At 67.9% G+C, this 15042-nt stretch carries 16 protein-coding genes; 5 read left to right on the forward strand and 11 right to left on the reverse strand.

Annotated features, from left to right (window positions below; all coding sequences use genetic code 11):
- Position 1: 1 nt before the first annotated feature.
- From trpC to rpe, 6 genes are all read right to left on the reverse strand, one after another.
- Positions 2-805, reverse strand: coding sequence for an indole-3-glycerol phosphate synthase TrpC (gene trpC, locus LDO27_RS23740; RefSeq protein ID WP_224044317.1), 804 nt, complete (start codon positions 803-805; stop codon positions 2-4).
- 20 nt (positions 806-825) lie between these two features.
- Positions 826-1854 (reverse strand): anthranilate phosphoribosyltransferase, encoded by a 1029-nt coding sequence (trpD, locus tag LDO27_RS23745; protein WP_222209631.1) that lies wholly within the window; start codon positions 1852-1854, stop codon positions 826-828.
- 92 nt (positions 1855-1946) lie between these two features.
- On the reverse strand, positions 1947-2516 hold the full coding sequence (locus LDO27_RS23750; RefSeq protein ID WP_222209430.1) for an aminodeoxychorismate/anthranilate synthase component II: 570 nt from the start codon (positions 2514-2516) through the stop codon (positions 1947-1949).
- Between the two features lie 32 nt (positions 2517-2548).
- Positions 2549-4060 carry an anthranilate synthase component I gene (gene trpE / locus LDO27_RS23755; RefSeq protein ID WP_224044318.1) on the reverse strand — a complete coding sequence of 504 codons (1512 nt, stop codon included), beginning with the start codon at positions 4058-4060 and terminating at the stop codon, positions 2549-2551.
- Between the two features lie 509 nt (positions 4061-4569).
- Positions 4570-5310 (reverse strand): phosphoglycolate phosphatase, encoded by a 741-nt coding sequence (gph, locus tag LDO27_RS23760; protein WP_222209426.1) that lies wholly within the window; start codon positions 5308-5310, stop codon positions 4570-4572.
- On the reverse strand, positions 5307-6008 hold the full coding sequence (gene rpe, locus LDO27_RS23765; RefSeq protein ID WP_222209424.1) for a ribulose-phosphate 3-epimerase: 702 nt from the start codon (positions 6006-6008) through the stop codon (positions 5307-5309). Before rpe ends, gph begins: the two co-directional genes overlap by 4 nt.
- 281 nt (positions 6009-6289) lie before the next feature.
- Here rpe and apaG point away from each other — a divergent pair, with 281 nt between their 5' ends.
- The gene (gene apaG, locus LDO27_RS23770) at positions 6290-6664 is read left to right on the forward strand and encodes a Co2+/Mg2+ efflux protein ApaG (protein ID WP_222209422.1); all 375 of its coding nucleotides are present in this window, start codon (positions 6290-6292) and stop codon (positions 6662-6664) included.
- A 32-nt stretch (positions 6665-6696) separates the two neighbouring features.
- Here the strand turns inward: apaG and LDO27_RS23775 are convergent, their stop codons facing one another.
- Positions 6697-6942: a hypothetical protein gene (locus LDO27_RS23775; protein ID WP_224044320.1), complete on the reverse strand. Its 246-nt coding sequence runs from the start codon at positions 6940-6942 to the stop codon at positions 6697-6699.
- Between the two features lie 156 nt (positions 6943-7098).
- Here LDO27_RS23775 and mltA point away from each other — a divergent pair, with 156 nt between their 5' ends.
- The gene (gene mltA, locus LDO27_RS23780) at positions 7099-8256 is read left to right on the forward strand and encodes a murein transglycosylase A (protein ID WP_224044322.1); all 1158 of its coding nucleotides are present in this window, start codon (positions 7099-7101) and stop codon (positions 8254-8256) included.
- A gap of 19 nt (positions 8257-8275) precedes the next feature.
- Here the strand turns inward: mltA and paaK are convergent, their stop codons facing one another.
- The 4 genes from paaK to LDO27_RS23800 form a co-directional block, all read right to left on the reverse strand.
- The gene (gene paaK, locus LDO27_RS23785; RefSeq protein WP_224044324.1) at positions 8276-9580 is read right to left on the reverse strand and encodes a phenylacetate--CoA ligase PaaK; all 1305 of its coding nucleotides are present in this window, start codon (positions 9578-9580) and stop codon (positions 8276-8278) included.
- Between the two features lie 59 nt (positions 9581-9639).
- Positions 9640-10083, reverse strand: coding sequence for a hydroxyphenylacetyl-CoA thioesterase PaaI (gene paaI / locus LDO27_RS23790; protein ID WP_222209413.1), 444 nt, complete (start codon positions 10081-10083; stop codon positions 9640-9642).
- Between the two features lie 36 nt (positions 10084-10119).
- Complete coding sequence (gene paaG, locus LDO27_RS23795) at positions 10120-10932, reverse strand: 2-(1,2-epoxy-1,2-dihydrophenyl)acetyl-CoA isomerase PaaG (RefSeq protein WP_224044326.1); 813 nt, start codon at positions 10930-10932, stop codon at positions 10120-10122.
- A 170-nt stretch (positions 10933-11102) separates the two neighbouring features.
- On the reverse strand, positions 11103-12152 hold the full coding sequence (locus tag LDO27_RS23800) for an AraC family transcriptional regulator (RefSeq protein WP_222209409.1): 1050 nt from the start codon (positions 12150-12152) through the stop codon (positions 11103-11105).
- A 211-nt stretch (positions 12153-12363) separates the two neighbouring features.
- Here LDO27_RS23800 and LDO27_RS23805 point away from each other — a divergent pair, with 211 nt between their 5' ends.
- From LDO27_RS23805 to LDO27_RS23815, 3 genes are all read left to right on the forward strand, one after another.
- Positions 12364-13104 carry an SDR family oxidoreductase gene (locus LDO27_RS23805; protein ID WP_224044328.1) on the forward strand — a complete coding sequence of 247 codons (741 nt, stop codon included), beginning with the start codon at positions 12364-12366 and terminating at the stop codon, positions 13102-13104.
- A 39-nt stretch (positions 13105-13143) separates the two neighbouring features.
- Entirely contained in the window at positions 13144-13905 is a 762-nt protein-coding gene (locus LDO27_RS23810) for an SDR family NAD(P)-dependent oxidoreductase (RefSeq protein WP_222209405.1), read from the forward strand.
- Positions 13906-13993: 88 nt separating this feature from the next.
- Complete coding sequence (locus tag LDO27_RS23815) at positions 13994-14770, forward strand: enoyl-CoA hydratase (RefSeq protein WP_222209403.1); 777 nt, start codon at positions 13994-13996, stop codon at positions 14768-14770.
- The last annotated feature ends 272 nt before the right edge of the window (positions 14771-15042 follow it).

Here is a 15042-nt window from a genome sequence, read left to right on the forward strand (position 1 = left end):
GTCAGCCAAACAGCCGCGTCAGTTCCACGCCGGGCTCGGGCGCGCGCATGAACGCCTCGCCCACCAGGAACGCATGCACGTTGGCCTGGCGCATCTGCTGCACGTCGGCCGGCGACAGGATGCCGGACTCGGTGACCACCAGCCGGTCGGACGGCATCGACGGCAGCAGGTTCAGCGTGTTTTCCAGCGACACGTCGAACGTGCGCAGGCTGCGGTTGTTCACGCCCACCAGCGGCGTGGCCAGGCGCAGCGCCGAGTTCAGCTCGACCGCGTCGTGCACTTCCACCAGCACGTCCATGCCCAGCTCGTGCGCGCACGCTTCCAGGTCGGCCATCAACCCGGTATCGAGCGCGGCGACGATCAGCAGGATCGCGTCGGCGCCCCAGGTGCGGGCCTCGTAGACCTGGTACAGGTCCACCACGAAGTCCTTGCGCAACACCGGCAGCGGGCACGCGCCGCGCGCCCGCTTCAGGTAGTCGGCATGGCCCTGGAAGAAGTTGACGTCGGTCAGCACCGAGAGGCAGGCCGCCCCGTGCTTGGCATAGCTTTCGGCGATCTCCTCGGGCACGAACGGCTCGCGCAGCACGCCCTTGGAGGGTGAGGCCTTCTTGACCTCGGCGATGACACCGGCATTGCCGTTGCCGATCTTGGTGCGCAGCGCGTCGATGAAGCCGCGCGGCGCGAGGCCCGCTTCGTTGCGCAGGCTCTCCGCTTCGTTGCGCAGGCTGGCGAGATCGCGTTTCTTCTGCGCGGCGTTGACTTCGTCGACTTTGACCGCGAGGATTTTCTGCAGGATGTCTGACATGCTGGCTCTGGGTACGGGGCTCAATGGAATTGCTGGGTGGCGCGCACGAACTGATCCAGCTTTTCGCGTGCGGCACCGCTGGCAATCGCCTCACGCGCCCGCAGGATTCCGTCTTCGATGGAAGTGGCCACATTCGCCGCATACAACGCGGTGCCGGCGTTCAGCGTGACAATCTCGCGAGGGGTGCCGGGCACATCGGTCAGCGCCTCGAGCAGCATGTCGCGCGATTCCATCGCGTCGGTAACCTTCAGGCCGCGATTGGAGATCATCTGTAGCCCAAAGTCCTCCGGATGAATTTCATATTCGCGCACTTCGCCGTCTTTTAGTTCACCTACGAGGGTCGCGGCACCCAGCGAGACCTCGTCCATGCCGTCCTTGCCGTAGACCACCAGCGCATGGCGCGCGCCCAGCCGCTGCATCACGCGCACCTGGATGCCGACGAGATCGGGGTGGAATACGCCCATCAGGATATTGGGCGCGTCGGCGGGATTGGTCAGCGGACCCAGAATATTGAAGATGGTGCGCACGCCCATTTCCTTGCGGATCGGCGCCACGTTCTTCATGGCCGGATGATGCGTCGGCGCGAACATGAAGCCGATGCCGGTCTGTTCGATGCACTGGCCGACCTGCTCCGGCGTCAGCATGATGTTCACGCCCAGCGCCTCCAGCACGTCCGCGCTGCCCGACTTGGAGCTGACGCCGCGGTTGCCGTGCTTGGCGATGCGCGCGCCCGCGGCGGCGGCCACGAACATCGAAGCCGTGGAGATATTGAAGGTGTGCGAGCCGTCGCCGCCGGTGCCGACGATGTCCACGAAATTCTCGCGGTCGGCCACGGGCACCTTGTTGGCGAACTCGCGCATGACCTGCGCCGCCGCCGAGATCTCGCCGATGGTTTCCTTCTTGACCCGCAGCCCGGTCAGGATCGCCGCGGCCATCACGGGCGAGATCTGCGCCTGCATGATCTGGCGCATCAGATGGAGCATTTCGTCGTGGAAAATCTCGCGGTGTTCGATGCAGCGCGTGAGCGCTTCCTGCGGCGTGATGGACATGGCGGAGTCCTGGTGAGAGCGGTCGGATTCGGGAATGGCGGGCGAGGCGGTCGATACAGTCGATACGGTCGAGAGCGGTGCGTCAAGGCGTCTCATCGCGGCGCCTTGATGAAGTTTGCCAGCAGCGCATGGCCGTGCTCGGACAGGATCGACTCCGGATGGAACTGCACGCCCTCGACCGCCAGCGTCTTGTGCCGCACGCCCATGATCTCGCCGTCCGGCGTCCACGCCGTCACCTCGAGGCAGTCGGGCAGCGTCTCCCGCTCGATCGCCAGCGAATGATAGCGGGTCACGTCGAACTGCTTCGGCAAGCCGGCGAACACGCCCTGCTGCGTGGTCTCGATGCGGCTGACCTTGCCGTGCATCACCTGCTGCGCGCGGACGACCTCGCCGCCGAAGGCTTCCCCGATGGCCTGGTGGCCCAGGCACACGCCCAGCAGCGGCACCTTGCCGGCGAAGTGCTGCAGCACCGCGACCGAGATGCCGGCCTCCTTGGGGCTGCACGGACCGGGCGAGACGCAGATATGGTCAGGCTTGAGCGCCTCGATCTCTTCCAGCGTGATTTCGTCGTTGCGATAGGTGCGCACGTCGGCGCCAAGTTCGCCGAAGTACTGGACGAGGTTGTAAGTAAACGAATCGTAGTTGTCGATCATCAGCAGCATGGCCGTTCCTCGCTTGTCTTGACTGGTCCGGATCAGAAGTCGGAGTCCAGGCCGTCCTGGACCTGTTCCGCCGCGCGGATCACCGCGCGCGCCTTGGCTTCGGTCTCCCTCCATTCCGCCTCGGGGTCCGAGTCGGCGACGATGCCGGCGGCCGCCTGCACGTAGAGATTGCCGTCCTTGACGATGCCGGTGCGGATGGCGATGGCCAGATCCATCTCGCCGCCGAAGGACAGATAGCCGACCGCGCCGCCGTAGATGCCGCGCTTGCGCGGCTCCAGTTCGTCGATGATCTCCATCGCGCGCACCTTCGGCGCGCCCGACAGCGTGCCGGCCGGGAAGGTGGCGCGCAGCACGTCAAGGTTGCTCATGCCGTCCTTGAGCGTGCCTTCCACGGAGCTGACGATGTGCTGCACGTGCGAGTATTTCTCGATCACCATCTTGTCGGTGACCTTGACCGTGCCGGTCTGGGCGATGCGCCCGATATCGTTGCGCGCCAGGTCGATCAGCATCACGTGCTCGGCGATCTCCTTGGGGTCGTTCAGCAGCTCGGTGGCAAGCTGGGCGTCGCGCTCGGGCGTGTTGCCGCGCGGGCGGGTGCCGGCCAGGGGACGGATGGTGACGATGTGGTCTTCGCGCGCTTCCGCCGCGGTGCGCCGCGTTTCCTGCCGCACCAGGATCTCCGGCGAGGCGCCCACGATCTGGAAGTCGCCGAAGTTGTAGAAGTACATATAGGGCGACGGGTTCAGCGAGCGCAGCGCGCGGTACAGCGACAGCGGGGCGTCGCGGTAGGGCTTCATCAGGCGCTGGCCGATCTGCACCTGCATCATGTCCCCGGCCACGATGTATTCCTTGGCCTTGTGCACGGCCGCCAGATAGTCGGCCTTGTCGAATTCCCGATAGACCTCCGTCTGCACCGAGGGGCTCGTCACCGGCACGTCCACCGGCTGGCGCAGCTTCATGCGCAGCTCGCGCAGGCGCTGGCGGGCGCGCGCATACGCCTCGGGCGTGGTCGGGTCGGCGTAGACGATCAGATAGAGCTTGCCGGACAGGTTGTCGATGACGGCCAGCTCCTCGCACAGCAGCAGCTGGATGTCGGGCAGGCCCAGGTCGTCGGGCTTCTGCGTGCCGGCGAGCTTCTTCTCGATATAGCGCACCGCGTCGTAGCCGAAGTAGCCCGCCAGGCCGCCGCAGAAGCGCGGCAGGCCCGGCCGCAGTGCGACCTTGAAGCGCTTCTCGAAGGCGGCGATGAAGTCCAGCGCATTGCCTTCGTGGGTCTCGACGACCTTGCCGTCGGTCACCACCTCGGTGCGCTCGCCGTAGGCGCGCAGCAGCGTGCGCGCATGCAGCCCGATAAAGGAATAGCGGCCGAAGCGCTCGCCGCCCACCACCGATTCGAGCAGGAAGGTGTTGACGCCGCGCGTCTGCGACTGCGCCAGCTTCAGATAGAGCGAGAGCGGCGTTTCGAGGTCCGCGAGGGCCTCCGCGATCAGGGGGATGCGGTTGTAGCCCTGGTCCGCCAGCGATTTGAATTCCAGTTCGGTCATGTCGATCCTCTTGAGCCGCGTCGCAAGCGCCGCGGCAATGTCGGCAAAGGGGCTGGAAGGTCTGTGACCCGCCCCGCAGGTGGCCGTGGCGCGGACATCCGCGCGCGGCCGTTGGGGGCGTAGAAGTACGTCGTGGGCGCCGGCAGGGCGCGCCGTTCGCTCGGGCCGGACGCCGACGCTGTGGTTGGCACGGCCGCGGGCTGGCGCCTTGCGGACTGGTATGCGAACTGCGGAAGAGGGCGGGACGGATGCCGGCGGTGTGCCGGCGAGCTACCGGTCCGCCGGCCCGGCCCCGCGGCCCATGGCTGGGCTGGTGCGGGGTTCAGGAACCGTCAGCAAACTCGCGAACGTACTTTACGCCTTTTGGAAGGCACGCCAGCGACGCCAGGGCCAGGCCTGCCGATCACTGTCAGTAAAGATACGCTTGCGGTTCAGAAACATGAAATCGTGTCCAGCGACGGGTTCAGCGATTTGGTGGGAGGTGCGTCGTCGGTGCCTTGAGCCGGGGCTCAATGTGCGGCCAGCAGCTCTGCGGCCTTGACGAGCGAGTCGACTATACCATCGGCGTCGACGGCTTGTACAGGATTGCCGTGGTTGTATCCATATGGCACCAGCAGCACTCCCATGCCCGCCGCGCGGGCGGCCTGCGCGTCGTTTTCGGAGTCGCCGATGGCCAGCATGTCCGCCGGCTGCAGGCGGAAGGCCTCGCAGACCTTGAGCAGCGGCAGGGGATCGGGCTTGCGGAAGGCGAAGGCGTCGCCCCCGTAGACCAGCTCGAAATACGGCGCCAGGCCGGTCTTGGCCAGCAGCGGTTCGGTGAAGCTGTGGGGCTTGTTGGTGACGCACGCCAGCCGCAGGCCGGCGCCCTTGAGCGCCGCCAGGCCTTCCTGCACGCCGGGATAGACCGCGGCGAACTGGCCGTTGATGCGCAGGTACTCGCGGTTGTAGTGCGCCAGCGCGTCGGCGAACAGCCCATTGGCCTGCGCGGGCGGAAAGCGCGCGTCGAGCACGCGGCGGATCAGGTTTTCCGATCCCTTGCCGACGAAGCTGACGATCTCCTGCTGCGACATCGGCGCGATCTCGCCGTGGCCCGGATGCTGGTGCATCAGCGCCAGCAGCATCGCGTTGACCGCCGCGTGGAAGTCCCCCGCGGTGTCCACCATGGTGCCGTCCAGGTCGACGATCACCCCGCGCACGCCGCTCCAGCGGCCGCGTCCGGCCGTGCGCTCCACCGCCGCGCCGCCGATCATTGGCCGGCCTTGGCCAGTTCCGCGCGCAGCGCGGACAGGATGCCGCGGTAGCCGCCGTCGGCGTCGGGCTTGCCGAATACCGCGGAGCCGGCCACGAAGGTGTCTGCGCCGGCCGCGGCGATCTCGGCGATGTTGTCGACCTTCACCCCGCCGTCGACCTCCAGCAGGATGGTGCGGCCGGTGCGCGCGGTGTATTCGTCGATCCGCGTCCGCACGGCGCGCAGCTTGTTCAGCGTCTCGGGGATGAACGACTGGCCGCCGAAGCCCGGGTTGACCGACATCAGGAGGATGACGTCGAGCCGGTCCATCACGTGGTCCAGATGGTGCAGCGGCGTGGCCGGATTGAAGACCAGGCCGGCCTGGCAGCCGTGGTCGCGGATCAGCGCCAGCGAGCGGTCGATATGGTCGCTCGCCTCGGGGTGGAAGGTGATGATGTTCGCGCCGGCCTTGGCGAAGTCCGGGATGATGCGGTCGACCGGGCGCACCATCAGGTGCACGTCGATGGGGGCGGTCACGTGGGGCCGGATCGCCTCGCACACCAGCGGGCCGACCGTGAGGTTGGGCACGTAGTGGTTGTCCATCACGTCGAAGTGGATCCAGTCGGCGCCGGCCTCGGTGACGCGGCGTACCTCCTCGCCCAGGCGGGCAAAGTCGGCGGAGAGGATGGACGGGGCGATGCGAAAGGCGGGCGTGCTCATGGCGTGTTCCGGGCGTGATGGCGTGTGTCGCGGTATTCGGGGAAATGCGGTGGTTGAACGTTGTCGCGGCGGCGCGGTATCGGCTCGGCGAGGGCGGGCCTGCCGTGCCCCGGCCGGCCGGATTTCCGGCGCTCGGCCAGATTCCGGACAAGGCTTGCCGCGAAAGGGCGGTATTTTACGCCGCCTCGGGCCCGGCCTGCCGGCGGGCCGCGCGACTTGCCGCACCCCAGCCCTTGCCGCACAATGCGGCTACCCATACGAAGCCCCAAGCCCCCACCGCCATGAGCGAGTACGCCTTCTCCGTGTCCGTGCGCACGCAGTACCTGCCGGACCAGTCCGAACCCGACCGCGGACGCCATGCCTTCGCTTATACGATCACGATCCGCAACACCGGTGAAGTGGCCGCGCAGCTGATCTCGCGGCACTGGGTGATTACCGACAGCGACAACGCCACGCAGGAAGTGGCCGGGCTCGGCGTGGTGGGGCATCAGCCCCTGCTCAAGCCGGGCGAGCATTTCGAATACACCAGCTGGGCCACCATCTCCACGCCGGTCGGGTCCATGAAGGGCGAGTATTTCTGCGTGGCCGAGGACGGCCATCGCTTCGAAGTCCCCATTCCGGAATTCGCGCTGGTGCTGCCGCGCATGCTCCATTGAGCCTGCGCCGTGGCGAGCGCCGCGCGCGGAACCTACGGCGCGGGCGGGCTGTCCTGCTTCTGGGCCGGCTGCGCCTCCGTGCCGCTCCCGGTGTCGCCGGCGGCGTTGGGCGCGCCCTCGGCGCGGCGCGACGGATGATCGGCCGGCGCCCGCGAGGGACGCGGGTTCTTCTTGGCGGTGCCCATGGTCCAGACCACGATAAAGACCAGCAGGCACAGCGCGATGAGGGCCTCCAGGCCGAACAGCAGCATCGGGTGCGCTTCGAAGAATTCGCTCATGAGTACTCCGCGTCCGGGCGCGCCACGCACGCCTCTGGGCTGCCCCTTGGGGCGACGTCCGGCATTGTAGGGCATCGCCTGCCGGCATCCGCATGCGCGCATGGCCGCGCGCGCCCCTTACCGAATCCGACTTAAAGCATCCTCGTATCGAGCAAGATGGCAACTTCCGAACTGGCGAACTACCGCTGCGCATTCCCGCTTTCCACCTTCGTTCCGGGCCGACGCGCCCGCCGGTGCGCCGGCCTGGCGCTGTCCGTTGCCGCGGCCCTGCTGGCCGGTTGCATGAGCGGCCCCCCGCCGCGCATCGAGGGCGCGCCGGCTCCGACCACGCCGGTGCCGCCGGTGTCCGGGGCCAAGGGGCAACTGCAGCCCGCCACCTGGAACGAGATCGGCGGCTGGACGCAGGACGACGTGCGCGCGGCCTGGCCCGCGCTGCAGGCGAGCTGCCACGCGCTGAAGAAGCGCGCGGAATGGGGGCGCGTCTGCGCGGCCGGGCTGATGGTGGATGCCGGCGACCTGAACGCGATGCGCAGCTACTTCGAGTCGAATTTCCAGCCCTATCGCGTGCTCAACGGCGACGGCACCGACAGCGGACTGGTGACCGGCTACTACGAGCCCGTGCTGCGCGGCTCGCGCACGCGCCAGGGCGCCTACCAGGTGCCGCTATACCGCAGGCCGGCGCAGCTGGGCAACAAGCCGCTGCCCCCGCGCGCCGCCCTGCTGCAGAACCCGGCGCTGCGCGGCCATGAACTGGTGTGGGTCGACGACGCGGTGGAGGCGGCCTTCCTGCAGATCCAGGGCTCTGGCCGCATCCGCCTGACCGATGGCACGGTGATGCGGGTCGGCTATGGCGGCACCAACGACCAGCCGTTCCGCTCCTTCGGCAAATGGCTGCTGGACCGGGGCGAGATCACGCCGGCGCAGGCGACCATGCAGGGCATCAAGGCATGGGCCAGGGCCAACCCCGGCCGCGTGGAGGAGATGCTCAACGTGAACCCGCGCTTCGTGTTCTTCCGCGAGCTGCCCTCCAGCAACGATGGCCCGATCGGCGCGCTGGGCGTGCCGCTGACCGCGGAGCGCTCGATCGCCGTGGATCCGGCCACCATTCCGCTGGGCGTGCCGGTGTTCCTGTCCACCACCCGGCCGCTGTCGGCCGAGCCCATCCAGCGGCTGATGTTCGCGCAGGACACGGGCAGCGCGATCAAGGGCGGCGTGCGCGCCGACTTCTTCTGGGGCGCGGGCGATGCCGCCGGCGAAACGGCCGGCCGCATGAAGCAGGGCGGCCGGATGTGGGTGCTGATGCCGCGCGGCTGAGCTTCGGCGGCGCCGGCGCTCAGCGCGGGCGCTGATCGACGATGCGCCGCGCCTTGCCCACCGAGCGCTCGATCCCGCCCGAGGGCAGCACTTCGATGCCCACGCTCACGCCGATATAAGTCTTGATCTCGTGCGTGAGCGTGGCGCGCGCCTGATGGGCGCGGTCCGGCTCGCTGCCCTGCGCGCATTCCACGCGCACCGTCAGCACGTCCAGATGACCGTCCTTGGTGAGCACGCACTGATAGTGCGGGGCGAGCTCGGCGTGCTTCAGGATCAGTTCCTCGATCTGCGAGGGAAACACGTTGACCCCGCGGATGATCATCATGTCGTCGGAGCGGCCCGTGATCTTTTCCATCCGGCGGAAGGCCGCGCGCGCGGTGCCCGGCAGCAGGCGCGTCAGGTCCCGGGTGCGGTAGCGCACGATGGGCAGCGCTTCCTTGGTCAGCGAGGTGAACACGAGCTCGCCGAACTCGCCGTCCGGCAGCACCTCGCCCGTGTTCGGGTCGATCACCTCGGGATAGAAGTGGTCTTCCCAGATCGTGGGCCCGTCCTTCGTCTCCGCGCACTCGTTGGCCACGCCCGGTCCCATCACTTCCGACAGCCCGTAGATATCGACCGCCGAGATGTTCATGCGCTTCTCGATGGCCGCGCGCATTTCCGGCGTCCACGGCTCGGCGCCGAAGATGCCCACGCGCAGCGACGTGGTGGCCGGGTCGATGCCCTGCCGCTCGAACTCGTCGGCGATCGCCAGCATGTAGCTGGGAGTCACCATGATGACCTCGGGCTTGAAGTCCTGGATCAGCTGCACCTGCCGCTCGGTCTGCCCGCCGCCGAACGGAATGGCGGTAAGCCCGGCCTTTTCCACGCCGTAGTGGGCGCCCAGGCCCCCGGTAAACAGCCCGTAGCCATAGCTGATATGCACCTTGTCGCCGCGGCGGGCGCCGGCCGCGCGGATCGAGCGCGCCATCACGGTGGCCCAGGTATCGATGTCCTTCAGCGTATAGCCCACCACCGTGGGTTTGCCGGTGGTGCCGGAGGACGCGTGGATGCGCGCCACGCGGTCCTGCGGCACGGCAAACATGCCGAAGGGGTAGTTCTCGCGCAGATCGTGCTTGGTGGTGAAGGGAAAGCGCGCGAGGTCGGCCAGCGACCGCAGATCGCCGGGGTGCACGCCGGCGGCGTCGAACTTGCGGCGGTACACCGGCGAATTCTCGTAGGCGTGGGTCAGCGACCATGTCAGGCGTTGCAGCTGCAATGCCTGCAGCTCGTCGCGGCTGGCGGTCTCGATCGGCTCCAGGGGCAGATCGGTCAGGCGCGTGCTCATCGATGTCTCCTGCGCGAAGGCGGTGTTGGTTGGTGTGGCTGGCGTTCCGGGCGTCCGGTTCAGGCCGGCTCGGGCCTTGCCACCACCTGTCCCTTGATCTGGGCGGACTTGCCGCGGAACATGGCGACGACGTCGCCGCCGCGGTTGGTGACCCGGATGTCGTAGATGCCGTGCCGCCCGGACAGGACCTGTTCCGTGGCCTCCGCGGTCAGCACGTCGCCGCCCTGCACGGGCTTGAGAAACTCGATGCTGCAGCCGGCGGCCACCGTGTTGATGTTGTGGCTGTTGCAGGCAAAGGCGAAGCACGAATCGGCCAGCGTGAACATCAGGCCGCCATGGCAGATGCCATGGCCATTGAGGAATTCATCGCGCACCGGCATCGACAGTCGCGCGTAGCCGGGGCCGATCGCCTCGATCGTCATGCCCAGCCAGCGGCTGCACGTGTCGGCGTCATACATGCTCGCGGCCGCCGCCTGGGCCAGGGCTTGTGGATCTTCGGTCAAGCTGGTCTCCTGCTGGATGTGGGCGAAGCGGCGGCGCTATCGGCCGGTGAAGCGGGGCGCGCGCTTCTCGAGAAAGGCGTTGACCCCTTCCGCGTAGTCCTGCGACTGGCCCAGCTCGCGCTGCAGGTCGCGCTCCATGTCGAGCTGCGCGTCCAGGGTTTGCGTGGCGCTGGCATACATTGACCGCTTGATCGCGGCGAGCGCCCGTGTGGGCTGGGCCGCCAGCTGGGCGGCCAGCGCCAGTGCCTGCTCGGGCAGCAGCGGATCGTCCATGGCCTCCCAGATCAGGCCCCATTTCTCGGCCTCATCTGCGCTGAGCTTGTCGCCGGTCATCGCCAGGCCAAGCGCGCGCGCCATGCCCAGCCGCTTGGGCAGGAACCAGGTCCCGCCCGAGTCCGGCACCAGCCCGATCTTGACGAAGGCCTGGATGAAGAAGGCCGAACGCGCGGCCAGCACGATGTCGCAGGCGAGGGCCAGATTGGCGCCCGCGCCCGCGGCGGTGCCGTTGACGGCGGCGATCACCGGCAGCGGCATCGCCTGCAGGCGGCGGATCAGCGGATTGAAATGCGAGTCGATCAGGTCGCCCAGGTCCGTCATGCGGCCGGGCGTGAAGTCCAGGTCGGCCAGGTCCTGGCCGGCGCAGAAGCCCCGGCCGGCGCCCGTCAGGATCAGCGCGCGGGCGCCACCGGCCTCGACGTGGTCCAGCGCGGTGCGCAGCGCGGCGTGCATCTCCCGGGTAAAGCTGTTGAGCTTTTCCGGGCGGTTCAGCGTGATGGTCGCAACGTGGTCCTGCCAGGCCAGCAGCACGGGGCCTGACGACAGGCTGGCTGGTGCGGGCGCTTCGTTCATGGCTTGTCTCCTGCCGATATCGATATGGTTCCGGGATGACGGTGTGCCGTCATCGGCCATATTCTTAATTAACCGACCAGTCGGTCGGGCAATCTTAGCATCAATCGCGAGGCCGTAGGGCGGGTTGTGCGGCCGCTCTTCCACCCCGGAATCTGCCCCCGGGCCCCCGCTCAGGCGCTTGCCCGCGGTCGGGAGGCGCCGGCGCTGGCGCGCCCGGCACGGACTCTCTCTGCAACCGGCGCCTGCGCCTCGCCTTGCCATTGCAGCTCTTCCGGCGTGACGGCCGGCGACAGGGTGAACGACTCGCGCATGTCCCGCACCTCGTCCACGGGTGTCCGCCCGAACAGCCGCTTGAACTCGCGGCTGAACTGCGAGGCACTCTCGTAGCCGACGCGGGCCGCGGCCGAGGCCGCCGTCGCGCCATCGCGGATCATCAGCAGGCGGGCATGGTGCAGTCGCGTGGACTTGATGTACTGGATCGGCGAAGTCTGCGTGACGGCGCGGAAGTTGGCGTGGAAGGCCGGGACGCTCATGCCTGCTTCCTCGGCCAGTCCCGACACGTTCAGCGGGCCGGCGAATTCGGTATGGATCTTCTTCAGGGCCCGCGCCACGCGGCCGAACCTGCCGTTGTGCGCGAGCGCCGCCCGCATCGCGCCGCCTTGTTCGCCGGTCAGGACCCGGTAGCAGATCTCCCGCACGATCGCGGGCCCGAGGATCTGCGCATCGACGGGCGAGGTCAGGGACTGCAGCAGCCGCAGGGTCGCATCGGCCAGCGCGCCGTCCAGCGGCGTGGACACGATGCCGGCGGCGGGCGCCGCGGCGTGATGCCCGGCGGCATCGATCTGGGAGATCAGTTCGGTCAGCTCGATCAGGTCCAGGCGCACGGAGACCGCCAGCATGGGTTCCGCGGGGGACGCCTGCGTCTCCGTCGAGAAGGGCAGCGGCACCGACAGCACGAGGTAGTGCTGGGCGTCATAGACGTAAACCTCCTCGCCCAGGAAGCCGATCTTGCGGCCCTGGCAAACGATGACGATGCTCGGCTCGTACAGCACGGGCGTGCGCCCCAGCGGACGGTCCGAGCGCATCAGCCGGACGCTGTCCAGCGCCGACTGCGTATAGCCCTCGTTCGGGGCCAGCCGCTGGAGCAGCCTGATCATGCGCGCCTGTGCGGAGTCGATGACGGTCGACACGGTTCCTCCCTTCGCTTCGGTTGCCGCCATTCTAGCGGCACAACATCGCCGCGCACGGGCCTCGATAGAAATAGGCAATACCGGCATCGGACCGTGTATTTGCCCGCGCGGCTCCCGTACCTACCATTGCATCACCGGGCGACGAACAGTCCCGCTCGCCCGACGGCAAGCCGGACACGAGGCCGGCGGCGGCCCGCTGTCCACGGTGCCGTCCCAACCGATCCATCAATAGGAGTATGCAATGGCAACCCAAACGGCAGAATCGAAGGTCATCCTGATCACCGGCGCCAGCAGCGGCATTGGGGAAGGCACGGCGCGCCTGCTCAGCGCACAGGGGCATCGCCTCGTCATCGGCGCCCGGCGCACCGAACGCCTCGAGGAACTCGCCGGCTCGCTGCAGGCCGCGGGCGGCACCGTGCTCTATCGGGCGCTGGATGTCACCTCCGCGCAAGACATGGACGCGTTCGCCCGCTTCGCGCTGGAATCGTTCGGCCGCATCGACGTGCTGGTCAACAACGCCGGGGTGATGCCGCTGTCGCCCCTGAACGCACTCAAGCTCGACGAGTGGGACCGGATGATCGACGTCAACGTGCGCGGCGTGCTGCACGGTATCGCTGCGGTGCTGCCGACGATGGAGCGGCAAGGCGTGGGCCAGATCGTCAACATCTCGTCCATCGGCGGCCACGCGGTCTCGCCCACGGCGGCCGTGTACTGCGCCACCAAGTTCGCGGTCCGCGCCATCTCCGATGGCCTGCGCCAGGAGACCGACAAGATCCGCGTGACCGTCGTCAGCCCGGGCGTGGTCGAGTCCGAACTGGCCGACACCATCTCGGACGACGTCGCGCGCTCCGCGATGCGCGAATTCCGCCGCATCGCCATCACGCCGGATGCCATCGCCCGCGCCATCGCGTATGCGGTGGAGCAGCCGGCCGACGTCGACGTCAGCGAGATCATCGTGCGGCCGACGGCCAGCCCGTACTGAGCCATGCAGTTTCCTCTCAACGCACCCAGGAGCAACGCCATGACATCCCCTCAGGAACAGACCGGCGCGTTCGCCGGCAAGGTCGCCATCATTACCGGCGCCGGCAGCGGCATCGGGCTCGCTACGGCCGAACTGCTGCACGGGCAGGGCGCCCGCGTCGTCGCGGTGGACCGCAGCGACGATATCGGCCGGCTCGAGCGGCCGGGTTTGGTGCCGCTAGCCGCCGACGTGGCGAAGGAAGAAAGCGCTAGCCGGGCGGTCGCCGCCGCCATGGAGCGGTTCGGCAGGCTGGACATCCTCGTCAACAACGCCGGCATCATCATCAACAAGCCGCTGATCGACATGTCGCTCGACGACTGGAACGGCATCCAGGCGGTGAACGCGACCGGCGCGTTCCTGTTCTCGCGGGAGGCCATGCGGGCGATGGTCCCGGCCGGGTCCGGCGCCATCGTCAACGTCGGGTCCTACGCCTGCTATCAGGCGTTTCCGCAGATCGCCGCCTATGCCGCGTCCAAGGGCGCGCTGGCGCAACTGACGCGCGCGCTGTCGCTGGAGGCGATCGAGCACGGTATCCGCGTCAACGCGGTCGGCTCCGGCGATGTGGTGACCAACATCACCAATCATCTCGCGGGGGGCGGACCGGCATTCCTGAGCGAGCACGGCAAGAAGGCGCCGATTCGGCGCGCCGCCCAGCCGCGGGAGATCGCCGAGGTGATCGCGTTCCTGGCATCGGAAAAGGCCAGCTATATCGTGGGCGCGGTCGTCATGGCCGATGGCGGCATGAGCGTCGCGTTGCCCTGAAACCGTGCCGGCCCCACCGGGTTCTATGCTCAAATACCGCCACGCCGCGTCGGCGCCAGAACATCCGAACCAATCCAACGGAGAACGTATGGCTTACGAAACGATCCTTGTGGAGACCCGGGACCGCGTGGGGCTCGTCACGCTCAATCGGCCAAAGGCGCTGAACGCGCTCAACGACACCCTGATGGACGAACTGGGCGCGGCGTTGATGGCATTCGACCAGGACGAGGCGATCGGCTGCATCGTGATCACCGGCAGCGAGCGGGCGTTCGCTGCCGGCGCGGACATCGGCATGATGGCCCAGTACACCTATATGGACGTGTACAAGGGGGACTACATCACCCGCAACTGGGAAACCATCCGCCGCATCCGCAAGCCCGTGATCGCGGCCGTCGCCGGCTATGCGCTGGGCGGGGGATGCGAGCTCGCCATGATGTGCGACATCGTGATCGCCGCGGAGACCGCCCGCTTCGGCCAGCCCGAAGTCAAGCTGGGCACCATGCCAGGCGCTGGCGGAACCCAGCGGTTGCCGCGGGCGGTGTCCAAGGCCAAGGCCATGGACCTGTGCCTGACCGCGCGCATGATGGACGCGGCGGAAGCCGAGCGCGCGGGGCTGGTGTCGCGCGTCGTGCCCGCCGACAAGCTGGTCGACGAGGCGCTGGAAGCGGCCAGGACCATCGCTACCTACTCGCTGCCGGTGGTCATGATGATCAAGGAATCGATCAACGCGGCGTACGAGACCAGCCTGGCCGAGGGTGTGCACTTCGAGCGCCGGCTATTCCATGCCACCTTCGCCACCGAAGACCAGAAGGAAGGCATGGCCGCTTTCGTCGAAAAGCGGGCCGCCAACTTCCGGCATCGGTGACCGAAGTGGGCAATCCTGCGCCTCGCCATATTTCTGTGACAAAGGTATTGCCAAGGCCGCCAAAGTCCCCTAATATTCGCCCCCTCGCAACACGACAGCGGGCCTGCAAGGCAGGCGCGGCGCGGGTTGCGGGGTTGGCAGGGGGTAGTGGCGGGGCAGTTTGACCGGCACTGCGGCGACGAAAAAAAGTGCGCTGCCCTGTTGACGGGAAACGAAAAGATCTACATAATCTCGTTTCTCTGCTGCTGACGAAGCAGCGCCTGGCGAAGCAA

Source organism: Cupriavidus respiraculi (assembly GCF_914271545.1).
Lineage (GTDB): Bacteria > Pseudomonadota > Gammaproteobacteria > Burkholderiales > Burkholderiaceae > Cupriavidus > Cupriavidus respiraculi.

Bases quoted from the DNA above. Each gene is read 5' to 3' on its own strand.
- LDO27_RS23775 (WP_224044320.1), bottom strand. From the start codon at position 6,942: ATGAGCGAATTCTTCGAAGCGCACCCGATGCTGCTGTTCGGCCTGGAG.
- gph (WP_222209426.1), bottom strand. From the start codon at position 5,310: ATGATCGGCGGCGCGGCGGTGGAGCGCACGGCCGGACGCGGCCGCTGG.
- LDO27_RS23810 (WP_222209405.1), top strand. From the start codon at position 13,144: ATGACATCCCCTCAGGAACAGACCGGCGCGTTCGCCGGCAAGGTCGCC.
- rpe (WP_222209424.1), bottom strand. From the start codon at position 6,008: ATGAGCACGCCCGCCTTTCGCATCGCCCCGTCCATCCTCTCCGCCGAC.
- trpE (WP_224044318.1), bottom strand. From the start codon at position 4,060: ATGACCGAACTGGAATTCAAATCGCTGGCGGACCAGGGCTACAACCGC.
- LDO27_RS23815 (WP_222209403.1), top strand. From the start codon at position 13,994: ATGGCTTACGAAACGATCCTTGTGGAGACCCGGGACCGCGTGGGGCTC.
- LDO27_RS23800 (WP_222209409.1), bottom strand. From the start codon at position 12,152: ATGGCGGCAACCGAAGCGAAGGGAGGAACCGTGTCGACCGTCATCGAC.
- mltA (WP_224044322.1), top strand. From the start codon at position 7,099: ATGGCAACTTCCGAACTGGCGAACTACCGCTGCGCATTCCCGCTTTCC.
- LDO27_RS23750 (WP_222209430.1), bottom strand. From the start codon at position 2,516: ATGCTGCTGATGATCGACAACTACGATTCGTTTACTTACAACCTCGTC.
- apaG (WP_222209422.1), top strand. From the start codon at position 6,290: ATGAGCGAGTACGCCTTCTCCGTGTCCGTGCGCACGCAGTACCTGCCG.
- LDO27_RS23805 (WP_224044328.1), top strand. From the start codon at position 12,364: ATGGCAACCCAAACGGCAGAATCGAAGGTCATCCTGATCACCGGCGCC.
- trpC (WP_224044317.1), bottom strand. From the start codon at position 805: ATGTCAGACATCCTGCAGAAAATCCTCGCGGTCAAAGTCGACGAAGTC.
- paaG (WP_224044326.1), bottom strand. From the start codon at position 10,932: ATGAACGAAGCGCCCGCACCAGCCAGCCTGTCGTCAGGCCCCGTGCTG.
- trpD (WP_222209631.1), bottom strand. From the start codon at position 1,854: ATGTCCATCACGCCGCAGGAAGCGCTCACGCGCTGCATCGAACACCGC.
- paaK (WP_224044324.1), bottom strand. From the start codon at position 9,580: ATGAGCACGCGCCTGACCGATCTGCCCCTGGAGCCGATCGAGACCGCC.